At 62.1% G+C, this 17,894-nt stretch carries 13 protein-coding genes and 2 pseudogenes; 14 read left to right on the forward strand and 1 reads right to left on the reverse strand.

All coding sequences use genetic code 11. The features are described 5' to 3' along the window. Window positions 1-58 precede the first annotated feature (58 nt). The 6 genes from tssM to BMW76_RS12460 all read left to right on the forward strand — a co-directional run bounded on the left by tssM (window position 59) and on the right by BMW76_RS12460 (window position 7,210). Window positions 59-3,592: a type VI secretion system membrane subunit TssM gene (tssM, locus tag BMW76_RS12435; protein WP_090865421.1), complete on the forward strand. Its 3,534-nt coding sequence runs from the start codon at window positions 59-61 to the stop codon at window positions 3,590-3,592. Then, window positions 3,589-4,314 (forward strand): type VI secretion system-associated protein TagF, encoded by a 726-nt coding sequence (gene tagF, locus BMW76_RS12440; protein WP_090865422.1) that lies wholly within the window; start codon window positions 3,589-3,591, stop codon window positions 4,312-4,314. Before tssM ends, tagF begins: the two co-directional genes overlap by 4 nt. A gap of 78 nt (window positions 4,315-4,392) precedes the next feature. Next, on the forward strand, window positions 4,393-4,989 hold the full coding sequence (locus tag BMW76_RS12445; protein WP_090865423.1) for an OmpA family protein: 597 nt from the start codon (window positions 4,393-4,395) through the stop codon (window positions 4,987-4,989). 24 nt (window positions 4,990-5,013) lie between these two features. Beyond that, on the forward strand, window positions 5,014-5,934 hold the full coding sequence (locus BMW76_RS12450; protein ID WP_090865424.1) for a hypothetical protein: 921 nt from the start codon (window positions 5,014-5,016) through the stop codon (window positions 5,932-5,934). Window positions 5,935-5,979: 45 nt separating this feature from the next. After that, entirely contained in the window at window positions 5,980-6,426 is a 447-nt protein-coding gene (locus BMW76_RS12455; RefSeq protein ID WP_090865425.1) for a hypothetical protein, read from the forward strand. A gap of 133 nt (window positions 6,427-6,559) precedes the next feature. Next, complete coding sequence (locus tag BMW76_RS12460; RefSeq protein WP_143062251.1) at window positions 6,560-7,210, forward strand: hypothetical protein; 651 nt, start codon at window positions 6,560-6,562, stop codon at window positions 7,208-7,210. Between the two features lie 296 nt (window positions 7,211-7,506). On the opposite strand, the pseudogene BMW76_RS42955 reads toward BMW76_RS12460, so the two are convergent. Further along, window positions 7,507-7,591, reverse strand: a pseudogene (locus BMW76_RS42955) (IS6 family transposase); the annotation flags it as partial. 388 nt (window positions 7,592-7,979) lie between these two features. Here BMW76_RS42955 and BMW76_RS12470 point away from each other — a divergent pair. The 8 genes and pseudogenes from BMW76_RS12470 to BMW76_RS12500 all read left to right on the forward strand — a co-directional run bounded on the left by BMW76_RS12470 (window position 7,980) and on the right by BMW76_RS12500 (window position 17,643). Further along, a complete protein-coding gene (locus BMW76_RS12470) occupies window positions 7,980-9,251 on the forward strand; it encodes a 3-dehydroquinate synthase II (protein ID WP_245763196.1) in 1,272 nt (423 codons plus the stop codon). A 130-nt stretch (window positions 9,252-9,381) separates the two neighbouring features. After that, window positions 9,382-9,912 (forward strand): annotated as a pseudogene (locus BMW76_RS42800) (SDR family oxidoreductase); the annotation flags it as partial. Between the two features lie 24 nt (window positions 9,913-9,936). Beyond that, window positions 9,937-10,425, forward strand: coding sequence for a hypothetical protein (locus BMW76_RS41840; RefSeq protein WP_245763198.1), 489 nt, complete (start codon window positions 9,937-9,939; stop codon window positions 10,423-10,425). Window positions 10,426-10,442: 17 nt separating this feature from the next. Continuing rightward, complete coding sequence (locus tag BMW76_RS12480) at window positions 10,443-11,870, forward strand: hypothetical protein (RefSeq protein WP_143062252.1); 1,428 nt, start codon at window positions 10,443-10,445, stop codon at window positions 11,868-11,870. Further along, window positions 11,867-13,690 (forward strand): class I adenylate-forming enzyme family protein, encoded by a 1,824-nt coding sequence (locus BMW76_RS12485; protein ID WP_090865430.1) that lies wholly within the window; start codon window positions 11,867-11,869, stop codon window positions 13,688-13,690. The genes BMW76_RS12480 and BMW76_RS12485 overlap by 4 nt, the downstream gene beginning before the upstream one ends. Further along, a complete protein-coding gene (locus BMW76_RS12490) occupies window positions 13,687-14,925 on the forward strand; it encodes a hypothetical protein (RefSeq protein ID WP_090865431.1) in 1,239 nt (412 codons plus the stop codon). Before BMW76_RS12485 ends, BMW76_RS12490 begins: the two co-directional genes overlap by 4 nt. After that, window positions 14,900-15,676: an ABC transporter ATP-binding protein gene (locus BMW76_RS12495; protein WP_407668944.1), complete on the forward strand. Its 777-nt coding sequence runs from the start codon at window positions 14,900-14,902 to the stop codon at window positions 15,674-15,676. Before BMW76_RS12490 ends, BMW76_RS12495 begins: the two co-directional genes overlap by 26 nt. Then, window positions 15,676-17,643 (forward strand): outer membrane lipoprotein-sorting protein, encoded by a 1,968-nt coding sequence (locus tag BMW76_RS12500; protein ID WP_090865433.1) that lies wholly within the window; start codon window positions 15,676-15,678, stop codon window positions 17,641-17,643. The genes BMW76_RS12495 and BMW76_RS12500 overlap by 1 nt, the downstream gene beginning before the upstream one ends. Window positions 17,644-17,894: the final 251 nt, after the last annotated feature.

Genomic DNA, 17,894 nt, shown 5'->3' on the forward strand with positions numbered 1-17,894 from the left:
AATGCATGCGAGACATGCAACACGCGCAACGCGCGCAACACCGCGAGGGCCATCGTCCATGAAACTCCTTGGCTGGCTGAGGCGCCCGATCGTGCTGACGTTCCTCGGCGTGCTGGCGCTTGCGCTGATCGTATGGATCGAAGGCCCGCTGCTGGCATTCGCGGGCAAGGCGCCGCTCGAATCGGCGACGAGCCGCTGGATCGTGATCGTCGTGTTGTTCGTGCTGTGGGCGCTCTATTGGGGCGTGCGCTGGCTGATCGTGCGGCTCGCGAACGTGCGCTTCACGCGCGTGGTCGCCGAGGAGACGCCGCAGCCGGGCAAGAAGGAATCGGAGGCGGACGTCGCCGCGCTCAAGCAGCGCTTCGAAGATGCGATGGCGATTCTGCGCAAGGCGCGCATCAAGGGGCGCTTCGGCAGCCAGTATGTGTATCAGTTGCCGTGGTACATGTTCGTCGGCGCGCCCGGCACCGGCAAGACGACGGCGCTGCTGCACTCGGGCCTCAAGTTTCCGCTCGCGGACCGGCTCGGCAAGCAGGCGGTCGGCGGTGTCGGCGGCACGCGCAATTGCGACTGGTGGTTCACCGACGATGCCGTGCTGCTCGACACGGCTGGCCGCTACACGACCCAGGACAGTTTCGCCGAAGCCGATCAGGCCGCATGGGGCGGCTTCCTGCAACTGCTGCGCAAGTACCGGCCGCGCCGGCCGCTCAACGGCGTGATCGTCGCGCTGTCGGTGCAGGATCTGCTGCAACTGTCCGACACCCAGCGCGCGGTGCAGGCGGGCGCCGTGCGCGAACGTCTGAAGGAACTGTACGCGCGGCTCGGCATGCGGTTTCCCGTGTATGTGGTCGTCACAAAGTGCGATCTGCTGGCGGGCTTCGCCGAGTTCTTCGACGACCTCGGTCGCGACGAGCGCGAACAGGTATGGGGCATGACTTTCCCTTACGTCGCGCAAGGCGCGCCGGATGAAGCGCTCGCGTCGTTCCCCAGCGAGTTCGCCGGGCTGGAGAAGCAGTTGCAGGCGCGTGTGCTGAGACGCATGCAGCAGGAGACCGATACGCGGCGACGCGCGCTCGTGTACGGTTTTCCGCAGCAGTTCGCCGGTCTCGAGAATGTGCTGACGTCGTTCCTCCAGGAGACGTTCAGCACGTCGCGCTTCGATGAAGCAGCGCTCTTGCGCGGCGTCTATTTCACGAGCGGCACGCAAGAGGGCCGGCCCATCGACCGCGTGATGAGCGCCGTCGCGGCCGCGCTCGGCTTGCAGCGCCAGGTCGTGCTGCCCGACCCGGCAAGCGGGCGCGCGTACTTCATCACGCGCCTGTTGCGCGACGTGATTTTCCAGGAAGCGGGGCTGGCGGGCACGAACCCGAAGCTGGAGCGCCGTCGAACGTGGTTGCAGCGCATTGCGCTCGCGCTGATCGGCCTCGCGGTCGTCATCGCGCTGGTGCTGTTCTTCATCAGCTATCAGCGCAATCGCGCGTATATCGCGGATGTCCAGCAGCATGTGACCGCGCTGCAAAAGCTCGCGCAGAACACGCGGCCCGGCGACGATCCGCTCACGCTGCTGCCGTTGCTCAATGCCGCGCGCGATTTGCCGGGCGGCTACGCGGATCGCGACAGGAGCGTGCCGTGGCTCTCGCGGCTCGGCTTGTATCAGGGCGACAAGCTGGGCCTCGAAGCGCAGGCGAGTTACCGGCGGCTCTTGAAGCAGACGCTGCTGCCTCTTGTGGTGCGCGGAATGGAAGAAGAGTTGCGGCGCGGCGACGCGAACAATCCCGACTTTCAGTACGAGGTGCTGCGCGCGTATCTGATGCTCGGCGATGCGTCGCACTTCGACGCGGATTCCGTCCGCCTGTGGGCCGACATCGACTGGCGGCGCGGACCGCTGCGCGATGCGAGCGACGACCAGCGCAACGACATCGACGGTCATCTCGCCGCGCTGTTCCAGCCCGCGCAGTTCGATGCGTCGCTGCCGCTCGACAAGAACCTGATCGCGCAGGCGCGCACGAACCTCGCGAAGATGCCGCTCGCGCAGCGCATGTTCAATCGCGTCGCCCGCGATCTCGAACAGGCGAAGCTGCCGGAATTCAGCGTCGCGGCAGCGGGGGGACGCAATGCGTCGCTCGTGCTCGTCAGAAAGAGCGGCGCGCCACTGACGCGCGGCGTGCCGGGCGCCTATACGCGGGCGGGCTATCAGAAGTTCGTCCAGCTACGCGACGCGGCCGTGATCGATGTCGCGCGCGACGACTGGGTGCTCGGCCGCGAAGAGTCGGTGCTGACGCCGAACGGCATCGAGGATCTGCAGTCCGCGATGACGCGGCTTTACTACGACGAGTACATCCGGCAGTGGGACGCGCTGCTCGCGGATATCGACGTGGTGCCGTTCGACGGCGTCGAGAAGGGCGCGCGCGTCGCGAATCTGCTCGCCGCGCCCGATTCGCCGTTGCGCGCGCTGATGCTCGCCGCCGCGCAGGAGACGACGCTCGGCACAGTCAAGACGGGCGGATCGCTCGCGGGGCAGGGCGTTGCCGCGCTCGGCAACAAGCTCGATGCGGTGAAAAAGCGGCTCGAAAGCGCGCTCGGCAACCAGCCTGACGAAGCGCCGCCGCCGGCCGCACAGGTCAATCCCGTCGATGCGCACTTCCAGGCGCTGCACGATCTCGCGGGCAAGCCGGGCGCGGCGGGGCCCGTGCCGCTCGATACGCAGCTCGCGGCGCTGAAGGACGCAGCGTCGTATCTCGAAGCCGCCGATGCCGCGCGCAAGCAGGGACTGCCCGCACCGCCCGGCGACGCGCTGAACAAGCTGAAGCTCGCCGCGCAGGGCGCGCCCGCTCCACTCGCGAACGTCGCCGACGACATCGCAAACGGCGGCTCGATGCTGATGATCGGCGGCGAGCGTGCGCGCCTCAATGCGCTGTGGCAGGCGAATGTCGCGCAGATTTGCCGGCAGGCGCTCGACGGCCGCTATCCGCTGGTGCGCGGCTCCACGCGCGATGCGGCATCCGACGACTTCGGGCGGTTGCTCGGGCCCGGTGGCCTCATCGACGATTTTTTCCAGAAGAACCTCGCGACGCTCGTCGACATGTCGGGGCCGCAGTGGCGCTGGCGCAATGGCGCCGATTCGCTCGGCATTCCGCAGGACGTGCTCGTGCAGTTTCAGCGGGCCGCGCAGATCAGGGATGCGTTTTTCCGCGCGGGCGGGCGCGACGTGTCCGTGCGCTTCTCGCTCAAGGTGCTCGATATCGATCCCGCGATCGACCACGCGACGATCGACATCGACGGGCAGCAACTGGTTGCCGCCCATGTCGATCAGTCGATGGTGTTCCAGTGGCCGAGCGGCAAGGGCACGGGACAGGCGCATGTCGATTTCGAGCCGTCGGGCGACGCGTCGGCGCCCCGCGCGGATGGGCCGTGGGCGCTGCTGCATCTGGTCGACGACGCGCGCTTGCAGCCGACTGCGCAAGCGGACCGTTTCAAGATGACCTTCGACTCGGATGGGCGCACGCTCGTGCTTCAGCTCGACGCAAGCAGCGTGATGAATCCGTTCCGTCGAGGGATATTCGACCAGTTTCGCTGTCCTGATCGGCTATGAGCGAGTTCGTCGCAGAAGGGCCGGGTTTTTTCGGCAAGGTGCGCACGCATGGCGATTTCGTCACGCGGCGTCTGCCTGCCGCGTTCGTCACGCCGTGGGACGCGTGCCTGCAGCAGGGCATGCTGTTCGCACAGCGGTGGTTCGGTGCGCAGTGGCTGCCCGTGTATCTGAATGCGCCCATCTGGTGCTTTGCGCTCGGTGCGGGTATCTGCGGTGAGTCGGCATGGGCGGGTGTCGTGATGCCGGGCGTCGACAGAGTGGGGCGTTATTTTCCGTTCACGATCGCCGCGCCGATCACGTGCGGCGATGCGGCCGCGTGGCTCAGTGGAGCGCAGTGCTGGTACGACGAGGCGACTCGGCGCGCGCTGTCGACGCTTGCCGACGATTTCGTGCTCGAGCGCTTCGATGAAGAACTCGATGCGTGGGGGCCGCTTACGGTCGCGCCAGTTGCACCGGCCGCAAGCGGCGCGCCCGCATGGCGGCTGTATCCGCTGGAACAAGCGCAGGCGGACGGCATGCAGGCAGTCGCCACGCAAGGCGGCTTTTCCGCATTGCTGGCTGTCGGCATCGAGACGGGATCGAGCGCGTGGTGGACGCAAGGGTCGAGCGCGGTGCCTGCGTCGCTGCTATGCGGACGGGGACTGCCCGATGGCGAGCGCTTCGTCGGCCTGCTCGACGAAGCGCGCAGCGGCTGGCAGAGGGTTGTGAAATTGCGCGAATGAAAGCGGGTGAAGGCGGGTGAAAGCGGATGAAAGCTCGCGCGCGTGTGGACAGGTCAAGCGTTGATCGGAGGTCGCGGTATGTCTGACTCAATCATTTCGTTTGTGGACGGGCGCACGGCACGCAGGGCGGTGACGATGGCGCTGTGTGCGATCGCGTGCGTGCATCTAGCGCATGCCGCGGACCCGGTCGTCAAGGAGCAGGACATCGACGAACAGTCGGTGACGAAGGCGCTCGCTCCCGAGGACAACGGCGACAACATCGTCACGCGCGGCTTCGTGTTGTCGAACAAGCAGCCCGGCGCACCGGCGAAGCCTGCAGGCTCCGCGAAGCATCCGTCGCTGCAGATGCTGATCACGTTCACGACCAACTCGTCGACGCTCACCGATAGCGCGCAGGCCGCGCTCGACAAGGTGGCTCACGCGTTGCAGTCGGAACAGTTGGCGGCGTTCCGGTTTCGTGTCGAAGGACATGCCGATCCGCGCGGCTCGGCGGATGCAAACATGAAGCTGTCGGAGGATCGCGCTGCTGCCGTCGTCGATTATCTGACGCACAAGGACGGCATCGCGCCGGAGCGCCTGTCGTCGGTCGGCAAGGGATCGACCGAGCCGCTGAACCGGCGCAATCCGATCGCGCCGGAAAACCGTCGCGTCACGATCGTCACCGTGACGGACTAGCGGCGATCGCGGGCGCTGGCGTCGATGAAGTCTTTTCGCACACGTGGCATCGGGCTCACAGCGGCATGCGCGCTGTCGTTGTCGGCGATGGGATCGCTCGCCGTCGATGCCTGCGCGCAAGCAGGCGCCGCTGAACTCGAAGCGCAGAGCGAACACGCGGAGATAAGACGCGTTCCGCTTGCGAGGCTCGAAGCGTCGCTGCCAGGCGATGCGCGGCTCGTGCTCTTTGCAATTACCGACCGGCCCGGCCTCTACGTGATGCACGCGCCCAGCCTCGCCGGGCAGGGCGCAATGTTTTCCCGCGTCGTCGCGCTGTTTGAGCGCCGCGACATGCCGCGCGATCACATCGTCACGATGACGGAGATCGCCACGCACGCGCGGCGCTTTCGCACCAATGCAGCGGACCTGACAGCGGGCAACAACTTCAGCTCGACCGAGCTTGCGCATTTCTTCGATCTCGCGCGCAGTCAGCATCTGACGCTGACACCCGGCGAGCGCGCGCTGCAGCGTATCGCCGTGCAGATGGGCCTGATCGGCGAACGCAACGGTGACTGGCAAGCGCGCAGTTCGCGCGATTTTCTGATCACGATTCCCGGGCTTGGAAAGGGGCCGGGCGGCGAGATTATCGATGCGCCCGTGAGGGCTGCCATCCTCAGTCACGAACTGGGCCATTGGCAATATTTCTCGGACAACGCATACGCGCAGGCGTGCCGCTCGTTCTGGTGGCGCGAACTCAGCTACGAGCAGCGCGCGGAACTGACGCGCCAGCTGGAAGCGTTGGGCTATGACGCGAGCGACCGGATCGTCATCGATGAAGCGCAGGCCTATCTGCTGCATACGCCCGCGCCTTATATGCCGCTCGCTGACGTGCCCGGCCCGAATGGATTCGACGTCGCGGCGATACGCGGCAGGTTGAAGCAGAGAGTGGCCGAGGCCATGCGGTGACAGGGTGACACGGCGACACGAGTCAATGCGATCGAGAGGTGTGATATGTCGACGCTGATGGAAATCGAACTGCAACGCAAAGGCGAGCACGCATTGACGCTCGTCGCGAATCGGATCAAGGCGCTCGGCGACCGGATGCGCGGAGCGACGATTCAGATCGCCTGGGTCGAGATCGGCGAAACGCGGCTGTTCATTGCGGGCATCAATTCGTCGGCTGGCTTCAATGACAGGCAACGGGACGAATTGAAGCGCCTGGGCATTCTCGAAGTGCCGTGTCATCTGAAGGGTGTCAGGCGCGAAGACGGCGGGGCGCCTCATGCGGAAGAAAACATGGCCGCTTACATCCACGATCGCGGCGGCAGGGGACTGCGATGGAGCCGGGCGGTAGTAGGGGGCGTCTTCGATACGAGGCGCGGTTCTCAATCGTACGTATGCGCTGCGTGCCGTGCGATGGTCGAGCGCGTCGGTGGGGTCATAGAACCGCCGTTTTGAGGCACGCGATTCTGGTTCGCGCAGTTCTGGTTCGCGCAGGTCTGGTTCAGGTAGGCAGTTGCGCAGTTGGAGCGCAGCACACGATGTCGGCAATACGCGGTCCGTCTTCTTACAGGTTTCGACGAGATGACTCTTGAGGGCATTCACGCTTTCAATGAATGCCGTTAAAGGCGAATTCGCCAAGTACGATCAATTTACTTTAAGGGGCAAAATCATGGCATTGGCAGACAACATCCGGCTAGGCGAAAGCGCGGTCAGAGAGGTGAAGGGCCTGGGCGTTCTGGCTTGCAACAAGCTCGGGGATCGCCTCAAAGCGGCGGGCGGCGTAGACAACGTGGTCGGCTACGGCTACGACGACACGGCGGGAGCGGGTGTCGACAGAACGCGAAGCGCCGGTGTACGCACCATGACAATCGGGAATATGCGCGGCACCGCGGAGCACGTGAGAAATACGAAATACGGTAACTGCTGGGAGCAGGCCATCATCGCCTTCGTTCATCTCTACGACAAAGGTCTGCGTCCGCTCGATCTGATGCAGTTCACCACCGCGGGTTATGACCATGTGTGGGTCGGCATCGGCCTGCATCCGGGATGGCAGTCGAACAACCTGCGCTCTTGGGGCCCCGACGCAGTCTGGTGCGATCCGTGGCAAGGCGACGGTGTCGTGTTTGCGGTATCCGATCTGGTCAAGGGCGCCGTGCGCAATCTGAACGCCATCTACAAGTGCAATACCTGTGAACTGGTTGAAGCCGGAATGCCGCTGTCGCTGATACGGGTCGATTGATGGTGGATTACGCCGCCGGGCGTCGTGATCGCGATGATGGTGAGCTGTCCGCTGGACCGGACGCATCGTGAGGTCCAGCGGCGCGGTTGCGGCTCGGGCATGCCGTCGGCCACCTTCTGAATCTGCCTGTACCTGTCCAGTTCGCGCATCGTCATCGTTATCCGTTCTGTCGCAGCCGTCGAAGCTCCCGGTGCCGGCGGCCGGTCAACTTGCGCGGCGCGAAAGCGGACATAATGAAATGGCCAGCCCCATCAGCGACCGTTCTACGATAGGCAGTTCGGTCCACGGTAGAACTGAAACCTGAAATACCAACGTCCCGCGCAACTGATGACCACCGCCGGGAAAGCGATGACCGTGGTAACGCGATTTTGCGTTTTTCATCAGGCGATCTCACTCGACCATCTCTGCAACGTGCCAGTGCCCCAGGACGATCATAGAGTCTTTCGCCATTCCAGCCTCCCGTTGGTTTGATTGTCGCGGCTTTTCTGTGCTGCAAAAGCGGCATGGAGCATCTGCGGTCGCTTGTGCCAATCATCCTGACGACGTAGAAATCGCTTTCCTGTGAGAATTAATTTACCGTGCGTAAGGAAAATTCTGGTTTTATGTCGATGCTGATCCAAATCAGCAAAAAAGATGAATGAATTTTTACTCGAAAGTAATTTCGCGTAAATTAATGTCAGCAGCAACCGATGGAGTCAGGTTGCGTTATGGAGTTTATATAGATAGACGGAAAATAATCCGATACAAAAAAGATACTTAGGATGGCTTTATGAACGACATTGTCAAAAACCAGATCGCCACCGTTCCTTCAAAGGGGCGTAAGCGTCACAGTTCAATTTCCGCGCTCCACGATGCGGCAATGGGTCATGAGATTCAAAACGCGAACGCGGGAACGCTCTGGTACGATTCGCGGTCGATGCAAGATGAGTCTGAGGAAAATCGCGCAAATCTTATTAACAAGATAATTGAGGCTGGTTTTAACGGCGTTGTTTTTTATCCCGATAATTGGACGCGCGCCGTTAATGATTTTCCTGCCGGCTTTAGAAAAATCGTGCACTTCGCTAACTCTGTTGAATGGGAGGACGCGAATATACACGGTATTTTCTCTGATTCGATGGGCGGCAATGGATCCCCCGTTATTTCGAGTAGTGACGCAGAATTGCTTGCTCGTGTCCGGGAAGACGGTTGGCAGACTTGCCTTCGCATTCACGTGGATGATGCCAATACGCTGCAACAGTCGTTCACCTGCGGGGCCGTTCACGACTACGTCATGGTCTCGTTCAGGGACCCGACGAACATACCGCTCGAACTCGTGATTGCCGAGCTACACGACAGTTCAGTATGGCTGCTCAAGGAGGTAGGCACGGACGTCGACGACGCCGTGATCGCACTTGGTGTGCTGGAAGTCGGGAGCGACGGGATCGTGGCGGGATTCACCGAACCCGCGCAGTTCGACGAATTCGTCGCGAAGCTTGAGGCGGCGCGCAATCCGCCGATGACGATCCAGACCGGAACCGTCAAGTCCACCCAGCACCTGGGCCTCGGATACCGCGCCTGCATCGATACTACGCACTTGTTTGAGCCTGACGAAGGTTTGCTGGTCGGCTCGACATCGACAGGCGGCATCCTGTGTTGCCCGGAAGTATTCCATCTGCCGTACATGGAACTGAGGCCGTTTCGCGTCAACGCCGCTTCCGTACACAGCTATGTTTTTCACGCGAATGACCGGACCAACTATATTAGCGAGTTGCACGCAGGTGCGCAGCTTACTGCCGTCAACGCAAATGGCCGCACACGTCAGATTTTCGTTGGCCGAATCAAGACGGAAATCCGGCCGCTTCTTTTGATCGAGGTCGAGTTCGAAGAAGGCAAGAGCGTCAACATCGTCATGCAGGACGACTGGCACGTGCGCGTATTTTCGGACAAGGCGCTTCCGCGTCATATCACTGAGTTGCGTCCCGGCGACAAGATCCTCGGTTATGTGACTACGCCGGGACGTCACGTCGGCGTGAAAGTGGACGAGCACATCATCGAGGTCTGACTCGAATCATTTACGACATTGGCGAGAAGAATTTATCAGGTCGTGTCTTATTTACGTAGGAATGCAAATGAAGACGTTTATGTTGACGGGCGCGACAGGATTTGTCGGTAGTGCATTGGCGGCAAGGTTGATGGTGAGTGGTAATGCTGTAGTGGCTCTCTCGCGCAACGACCCCGATGGTTCGCGAACCCGGCACGCCGTGCTCGACGCCGCGGCTGGATGCGGCATCGATATCGCCGGCCGGATGGCGCCGCGCTTTAGAGTCCTGAATGCCGGGGATAGCCCGCTTGCCGACGTGCTGGACCGCGATCTGGTGCGCAACGTGGACGCCTTCTGGCATTGCGCGGCTGAGATGACGTACTCGTCCAGCAAGCTCGTGCACGCGTTCCGCACGAACGTGTGCGATACGGTAGCGTTGTATAGGAAGTTCGCCGATCAGCAGACGTCGTGTCGCCGCTTTTACTACGTTTCCACCGCATATACCGCGGGAATGCGCGGCGGAGATGCGGCGGAGCTGCTCCACATCGGCAACCCTTGCATCAACACATATCAGCTTACCAAATGGTGTGCCGAGCAATCTCTGTTTGCGTTGCATGCTGAGCGGAAGCTGCCCGTCACGATTTTCCGGCCGACGATTGTCGTCGGACATTCGCAGAGCGGTTGGACGCGGCGAAACGGTTTCGGCATGTACATGTTCGTTGACGCGATCAATGCCGCACGCAGGTTGGGCATCGCAAAGGTGCGCTTCGATCTGCCCGATGGCGTCAGGCCGGATCTGGTGACAGTGGACCGTCTCGTCGAGGACATGGCTGGACTGACGTTTCGGGCGACACAGGGCACGGGGTTCGAGATATTTCAGTGCTCGGGCGGACGTGAACTGACGACGCGACAGGTCGTGTCGACAATTGGAGAGACGGCGGGCGTCAGCGTGGAGTACGGCGCGCCATTGACGGCCGTCGAGCAGCGCATCGACCGCGCGATCGATGCCAATCGGCCTTTCGCCAGTACCGATTGGGCATTTGGCCGGTCGCGTCTGGACGAGGCGCTCGGGCGTCGCGAGATCAGTCCGCCTGTCACCAAAGCGCTGCTCGAACGCCTCGTGGCATGGTACCGGCAGTCCCCGGATGCGGATATAAGAGCAACACACGGCGCAAACCCGGAAGTGGCGGCGTGATCGTGTGCGAAGAATCGGTGCCTCGTTCCCCCCAGCTTGCGTATCAGCCGCGGATTGAGCCGCTGGATGCGCTGGCCGCGGCATTCGTCGAACTTGCACGCTACGACAACACCAACACCAATCAGATCGTAATCGTCCAGGGGGTAGTGGACGCAGGCCGGCTCGCATCCGCGGTGGTGCGGGCAGCCAGCGCGTTCCCGTTGCTGCTGTCGCGTATTTCGCCGCGTGTACGCGAGCCGGATATCGCGAGCATCGTGGTCGCAGTGCGCCACTGCGAGGGCGAGTGCGACTTTTCCGATGACAGTTTCCGACGGCTGTTGATGTCGCTGAATCAGCACCACAGGCTCGACTGGAGGCGTCGCTTGCCGTTCCAGGTTTACCTCGTGCTGGACGCCGGGCGGAGGAAATCGTGCGTTTACGTGAGCAGCGCCCATGCCGTCGCCGACGCGCGCAGTGATTGCCTCCTGCTCGAACGAATCATGTGGGAGTACAGGCACTGCGAAATCGACCGCGCTCGCGCAAGCGGTGGCGGACGCATCCATCCGCACGCCTCGCTCCGGCAAATCCGCCCGCAATGGTACGGGTTGATAGCGCGCGTCGCGCGGCTCGCTCACGCGGGCGCCGCCATTGCAGCCGATGTCGCACGCCGCGACTACGGCATGCCGTGCAAACGCGACGGGCGCGTTCCGTCTGATGACATCGATTTCTATCACAGTCTGATGGACGAAGGGCTTGCGCAGACCGTCGGGCAGATGGCGAGACGCGCTGGCGTGACATTGAACACGGTTCTGTCGGCAGCGCTTGCGCGTCTCCTCGAGCGCCTCAACGATGCCAGGCGTCCTGTCAGGCTGACCTGTGCGGTGAGTCTGCGTTTCACGCTCGGGCGCGAGTACGTCGATACGTTCCGCAATTATCTGGTTGCAACGGCATTGCGCGTCCCCGCCGGGCTCGACGCCTGCGGCCTGATCGCTTATATCGACCGTTCGATGCGGGAGGCGCGCCGAAGTCCAGGTCTGCTGCGCGAACTCGGGCGACTGGAGTGGCTGACCGTCATGCTCAAAGTGCCGATGCTGTACCCGCTGACACGCGCCGTCGTGCGCCGTGTGCAGGGCACCAATGCCTGCTTCTCCAATCCCGGTCTGATTGCCGAAGACCTGTCCACTTTCGGCGTTTCCTCAACCGGCGATGACCGGCCGCATGATGTTTTGCACTACACCGGATTCGGATGTCTCGTCGAGCCATACGACTTCATCCTCTATACGCCCACCATCAACGGGCGCCTTCAACTTGATGCCGTCTACCGGCGCGCGGCATTCGGCGACGTTCGAACACAGCTGATCGAACGCTATTGCGATGAGCTCAGGCTGCTCGCCTCAGAGCTCGACGGTCGGTTGCCTGCGCGTGCGCTCGACGCCGTGCCGCCTGAAACAGGAGTATCTGCATGATCGCAATTGCGCTCGCCTGTGCATGTGCATTGGTCCTGGTTTGGCTCGTCTTTGTCCTCCGTGAATTCGGGCTGGTTCATCGTCTGGCCAGTCTGCGGTGCGCGAAACCGCCGCTAGGCGCCATCCTCGAAAAGGCCGCTGCGCAATACGGTGACCAGACTATCGTTGAACTCGACGAACCGCTTGATTGGGCCGATTCGCTGGAACCCTCACGCACAGCATGGTCTGCAACGATGACGTTGGACGCCGTTCACAGGCTGTCAGCGGCAATCGCATCCCTGTCGCTGTCCGCCAACGATCGCGTCGCGATCTACAAGCGCAACGCGTTCGACATTTTTCTGTTCTCGGTTGCAGCCAATCGCGTTGGCGGCATCGCAGCGCCGATCAACGCAAACCTCGATGGCGCAACCGCGCTGGCCTATCTGGACCGAATCGGCGCAAGCATCGCGATCGTCGACCGCGCTTCGCTGATTCGGCTCGTGGAGGCTGGCGCACCCGGCAAGGCACTGCGCGCGCTGATCGTCACATGCGGAGTGGGCGATGCATGCATACCTGCGTCGTGGGCGCATAGCGTGCGATTCTGCTCTCTCGACGAACTGCTATCCGCCGAAGTGCCGGATGTGAAGGCTGTCGTGCACGGCGACGACGACCCGCTCTATATCTTCCACACGTCCGGCACGACGGGTGTACCGAAAGGTGTAATCGTCTGCGCCGGCGGCATGGCGCAGTCCCTCCGCTCGGTGTTGCTTTTCAACCTGGTATCGACGCGTGATTTCGCTTACTTCGCCCTTCCGTTGAATCATCAGGTCTCGCATTTGTACTTCTATGCGCTCTTCCTGTTGCGCGTACGCGCGATGGTGGGCGCGCATTTCGACGTGAACCACGCGCTAGAGACGATCAAAGCTCGCAGAATTACGGTCTTTTTCGCGTTCCCTGTTACCTACACACGGCTGCTCGCGGCACTGACTCCGAAGCACGATCTGTCATCGATACGCATCTGGGGCACGACGGCAGACGCAAGTCACGAGATCCACCAGCGCACACTTGTAAAACATGGGAGTTTTTTCAGGCGTATCGGCATTCCGCTCGACGGCTCGCTGTTCATCGACGGTCTCGGTTCGACTGAAGTCGGGATTGCGGCGCTGCTGCGCATCGTGACGCCATGGACGCGGACCTTCGGACGCCGTGTCGGACGACCGACGCCGGGCGGACCGAAGATCAAGGTGGTCGACGAAACAGGGCGAGACGTCGTTCGCGGCACGCCCGGACGATTGATGATAAAGGGGCCTTGCATGTTCCGTGGCTACTGGAACGCGCATGATCTGCTGGTTCAGTCGACACGGAACGGATGGTGGTTCACAGGCGATATCGTATGCCGGGCAAAGGGTGGTGAATTCATTCATCTCGACCGGGAGGTCGACGTGGTGCGAGGGCCGCATCACGTAACGTACACGCTGCCTGTCGAAGAGGTGATTCTGAATCATCCTGCCGTGCTCGATGTCAGCGTTTTCGGCGTTCGAGTGCCGGCGGGACACCAGGCACCCGCTGCGCTGGTCGCTTTGCGCGCAGGAAGCGCACCGTATTGCGCGGCTGCACTGCTCGCGGAAATCAATACCTGTCTGCCTGTCGAGGATCGACTCGCACAGCTTTGGATCGAGCCGTGGTCCGTATTCCCCTTGGGTGCGACGGGCAAGACGCTGCGTCGCAAACTTCGCGAGCGCTTTCCGTCCTCGACGTCGACGTTTGCCGGCAAGACGTCGACAGATGCGGTCAGCGTGCGCGGTCAGGCTGACGCCGATGTTGCGGAAATGTCGCAATGACGCGAGGCAGTCAACGGCTTGCCGCCGCAGTCGTGCGGGCGACGTTGGCAGGCTCTTCGATCGATGCTCACGCCACGGAGGACATGTTGTCCGGCTATGCGTGGACTCACGCCGCGATGCTGCAGTTCATGCAGGACAACGTTCAATACGGCGGTGATTTCGGCTCGTCGAGTGATCACACGCTGAACGCCGAGGCGCGCATCGACGTAGCGGGTCGCTGCACTGAATCCTGGTGCCAGGGCGTGAGCGCAATGTTGAAGCCACGCGTGCGCTACTTCGCGTCTGCGGATCCCAATCCCTACGTCGTGCAACCGAAACGGTTCCTGTGGAACGAGGCCTATCTGACAGGGACGACAGCATGGGGGGCGACATGGCTCGCGGGCAAGCGTTACCTGGCCTGGGGGCCGGGGCTGCTCTTCAGTCCGAGCAATCGTCTCTTCCCGGACAACGGCAACGCGACGCCCCGACGGGAAATCGCAGGAAAGCCGCTCGTGACGCTCAGCGCAAACGTGTCTTCGCGACTGACATTGTCTGGCGTCTATGCGGACCCATACCTGGAGCCTGTCCCTGGCGTCGATGAACGCGGCGCGTTCGGTCTGCTGCGCGCCGAATATTCGAGCGACGGGAGCCGGCCCACGACGGCGGGCATGGTGATCGGCGGCGGTGGCGGCTATCGGCCGTACATAGGTGCGTACATGCAGCACCTGCTGGGTGAAGCATGGACGGTGGGTGCCGAGATGTCGGCCTCGCGTGGCTACGCCAGACAGGACGACACCGGCCCGCAACTGCAGCAAAACCGCGATCGCCTGATGGCGGATGCGCTTGTCAACCTGCGCTATGGATTGCCGTCGGGCGGGGAAATCAGCGTGGAAGCCCTATACAACGGCTATCGTCTGAGCACCGCCGAGATGGCGATTGCGCGACTGCCAGCGCAGCCTGCGGGTGGGCTATGGCAGACCCGCAACCGGCCGTTGCATCCGCTGCCGGAAGGGCGCTACGTGTTGCTTCAGATGCTGACGCCGGGACTCTTCGGCAATCGGAGGTTCGGCATGGTCGCGCGATCGCTATTCGAGTTCAGCACGCCTGCCAACCAGACCTTCGTCGAGCTGTCCTATAGCCCGCGCGACAACCTCACCGCGTATCTCGGCGCAGCGCATACGTCCGGCAGCAGCCGCTCGGAGATGACGCGCACGATGGGTGACGAGGTGTATGTCACGCTTGAATTTTTCTTGTGATCAGGAGGATAACGTGCCCCTTGTAGAACTCAAGTCGGTTACGAAAACGTATCGCCTCGGCGAAGTAACCGTCAATGCGCTCGATGACGTCAGCTTGTCCGTCGACGAAGGTGCTTTTGCCGCTTTGACGGGGCCGAGCGGAAGTGGCAAGACAACGTTGCTGAATCTGATCGGCTGCCTCGATCGGCCCGATACTGGCACGGTCCTGATCGACGGCAGGCCGACGGGTAAGCTCGCCGAGAAGCAACTCGACCATCTGCGTAGCAGGGTGGCGGGGATGATCTTCCAGTCGTTCAACCTGGTGCCCGTGCTGACTGCCCGCGAGAACGTCGAGCTGCCGCTTCATCTTCATCCGCTGTCGCGGGCGGAGCGCGCGGCGCGAGTCGACGATGCACTTGCATCAGTCGGCCTGACCAGGTGGGCGGATTTCCAGCCGGACCGGCTGTCGGGAGGCCAGAGACAACGCGTTGCCGTGGCGCGCGCGCTGGTCATGAAGCCGCGTCTGATTCTTGCAGACGAGCCTACCGCGAGTCTCGACACTGCGAATGCCGTCGCGTTGGTGGATCTCATGCGGCAACTGAACGAGGAACAGCGCGTGACCTTTCTGTTCTCGACTCACGACGATCGGCTTCTGCAGTGCGTCCGGGAGGTGGTGGAGTTGCGCGATGGGCGTATCGTCAATATGGGCGCCCCGAAGCATCGCGCTGAAGCGTCGCATGGACTACGCTGCGTTTCGGCGGAGGTGCGGTGATGCTCGGGCTCGCTGCAAAGAACCTGCGCCGCGACCGTCGGCGCACCGTGGCGACGATCGTTACGATGACGGTTGGCATGCTTGCCATACTCGTGTTTCTGGCCTGGGTCGAATTCGTCGAACGGTCGCTTGCGCAAGTTGTTATCGAAGATCAGGCAAACGGCCACATACAGATCTACCGGAAGGATGGCCCGATCAATCTGTCCGCGTTTCCAGCGCAATATTCGATCAGTCGCGACGATCAGTACCTTGTGTCCCGTCTCGTTCGCGAGATCAGCGCTGTACGAAATGTGTCTTATGACATGACTGGCGTGGGCATGGTTCAGCACGGTACCCGCAGTTCGATTTTTCTCGCCACGGGCGTCGAGCCCACGACAGGCCAAGGGCAGCTGAACGACGCCGACCGCGTGCGGTTGACGGCCCAGCTTGCCGATCTCATCGGTGCGCGCCGAGGCGCTGATATCCAGCTGGTCGGCGCGACTTACGGCAACAGAATGAATGCCGTGGACGCAACCTTCGCGGACGAATTCTCGACGGGTACGGAGGCAACTGAAGACAAGGGTTTGAAGATGCCCTTGAGCCTGATGCAGTCACTGTACGACACGGATTCCGTCTCACGCGTGATCGTGCGCATTGGCGATCGTGTGGACACGGATCGCATTCGTGACGCCATCGCAGCGGGACTCGAACAGCGGGCGCCGGGACGTTTCGAAGTGACCACCTGGTCGAGTCCGCAGGTCGGCCAGCTTTACACAAGCTTTATGGGCTTTTTCAAGATGCTATTTCTCTTCACGGGGACGGTCATTGCGCTCATCGCCGGCACGACAGTGCAGCACGCGGTGCGCATGAATTTCGACGACCGAATCAAAGAGATCGCCACGATGCGGGCGATCGGCTTCTCGCGTACGCGTCTCATGTTGCTTTTCGCGCACGAGACTCTGTTCTGTGCGGCATTTTCCGCAATGCTGGCAATTGCTTTGACAGGCTGTCTCTTCGCATTACTGGACGTTCTGCATGTCACGACGACGTTGCCGCGTGTCGCATTGCCCGTGCCTCTTTCTCTCGAGATTCCATGGACGCACTCGGTTGGCGTAGTAGGGCTGAGCGTCGCGCTCGTCGTTGCATCGGGTGCTTTCACGGCCGCACGATGCATGAGGCGCACGATGGGCGCCGCACGGGGCAAGCTTGCGCGGGACCGCTCGCTGGCGCGCGCGCTGATGGGCGGCGCAGTTGCCGTCGCATGTGCGCTGTTGGTGCCAGCCGGCGAAACGCGTGCAGCAGAGCCCGATACGGCCACGATGACGCGTTGGCTCAACCGGGCTGACATCGCGCGCGGCGGTATTGGTACCTGGAGCTGGACAGTGCGTGTCCACTCGAGTGAGCCGTCTGGCGGCACCGACACGACATACGCGGTCGCTGTGCGCGACGGCGATGCGTTGGTGCGCACGATCGAACCGAAGCGCTACCAGAATGAACGGATTCTGATCGCTTCGCGCACGATGTGGTACACGAAGCCGGGTCTGCGTCGGCCGATCAGCGTAAGTCCGCAGCAAAGGCTGGTTGGCGAAGCATCAAACGGCGATATCGCAGCCACGCAATATGCCCGAGACTACACCCCCGAATACGCAGGCGAAACACGAGTGGAGGGTCACGACTGCTATCGGCTCAGGCTGAACGCGACGCGCAACGACGTGACGTATGCGGGCATCGTCTACTACGTCGACAGGCGCACGCTCTTGGGCGTCAAGGCCGAGTTCATGACGCCCTCCGGTGAGGTATTCAAGACAGCGACGTTCGACTATCAGACACTGCGCGACGCCGACGGCAAGGAAAGTCCGTTCGTGTCTGCAATGACGATCGTCAATACGAACTTCCCCGATCGCATGAGCCGCCTCGAATACAGCGAAGTCCAGCCGGCCAGCTTTCCCGCAAGCTTGTTCTCGCTTTCCAACTTCACGTCGATGTAACGGACACTTTGACGGGAGACATGATGCATTCTGGAATTCTGTTATCGCTTTCCTGGAAGAACCTGCGCAGGCATCGCAGACGCTCGCTCGGGAGCGTGGCCGTGGCAGTCGTATCCGTATTGGCACTGTGCGTGCTCTTTGGATATGTGAGCGCCAATCTTCATCTGACGAGGGATGCTTTCATGCGTTGGGGCGCCCGGGGGCATCTGATCATTGAACGGCCGTCATCGACACTTGCGCAGACGCTTGAA

Origin of the sequence: Paraburkholderia diazotrophica, assembly GCF_900108945.1 — a bacterium.
Lineage (GTDB): Bacteria > Pseudomonadota > Gammaproteobacteria > Burkholderiales > Burkholderiaceae > Paraburkholderia > Paraburkholderia diazotrophica.

Excerpts from the sequence above, each read along its gene's own strand:
- tssM (WP_090865421.1), top strand. The coding sequence starts at position 59 with ATGAAACTCCTTGGCTGGCTGAGGCGCCCGATCGTGCTGACGTTCCTC.
- tagF (WP_090865422.1), top strand. The coding sequence starts at position 3,589 with ATGAGCGAGTTCGTCGCAGAAGGGCCGGGTTTTTTCGGCAAGGTGCGC.
- BMW76_RS12445 (WP_090865423.1), top strand. The coding sequence starts at position 4,393 with ATGTCTGACTCAATCATTTCGTTTGTGGACGGGCGCACGGCACGCAGG.
- BMW76_RS12450 (WP_090865424.1), top strand. The coding sequence starts at position 5,014 with ATGAAGTCTTTTCGCACACGTGGCATCGGGCTCACAGCGGCATGCGCG.
- BMW76_RS12455 (WP_090865425.1), top strand. The coding sequence starts at position 5,980 with ATGTCGACGCTGATGGAAATCGAACTGCAACGCAAAGGCGAGCACGCA.
- BMW76_RS12470 (WP_245763196.1), top strand. The coding sequence starts at position 7,980 with ATGAACGACATTGTCAAAAACCAGATCGCCACCGTTCCTTCAAAGGGG.
- BMW76_RS41840 (WP_245763198.1), top strand. The coding sequence starts at position 9,937 with ATGTACATGTTCGTTGACGCGATCAATGCCGCACGCAGGTTGGGCATC.
- BMW76_RS12485 (WP_090865430.1), top strand. The coding sequence starts at position 11,867 with ATGATCGCAATTGCGCTCGCCTGTGCATGTGCATTGGTCCTGGTTTGG.
- BMW76_RS12490 (WP_090865431.1), top strand. The coding sequence starts at position 13,687 with ATGACGCGAGGCAGTCAACGGCTTGCCGCCGCAGTCGTGCGGGCGACG.
- BMW76_RS12495 (WP_407668944.1), top strand. The coding sequence starts at position 14,900 with ATGTCACGCTTGAATTTTTCTTGTGATCAGGAGGATAACGTGCCCCTT.
- BMW76_RS12500 (WP_090865433.1), top strand. The coding sequence starts at position 15,676 with ATGCTCGGGCTCGCTGCAAAGAACCTGCGCCGCGACCGTCGGCGCACC.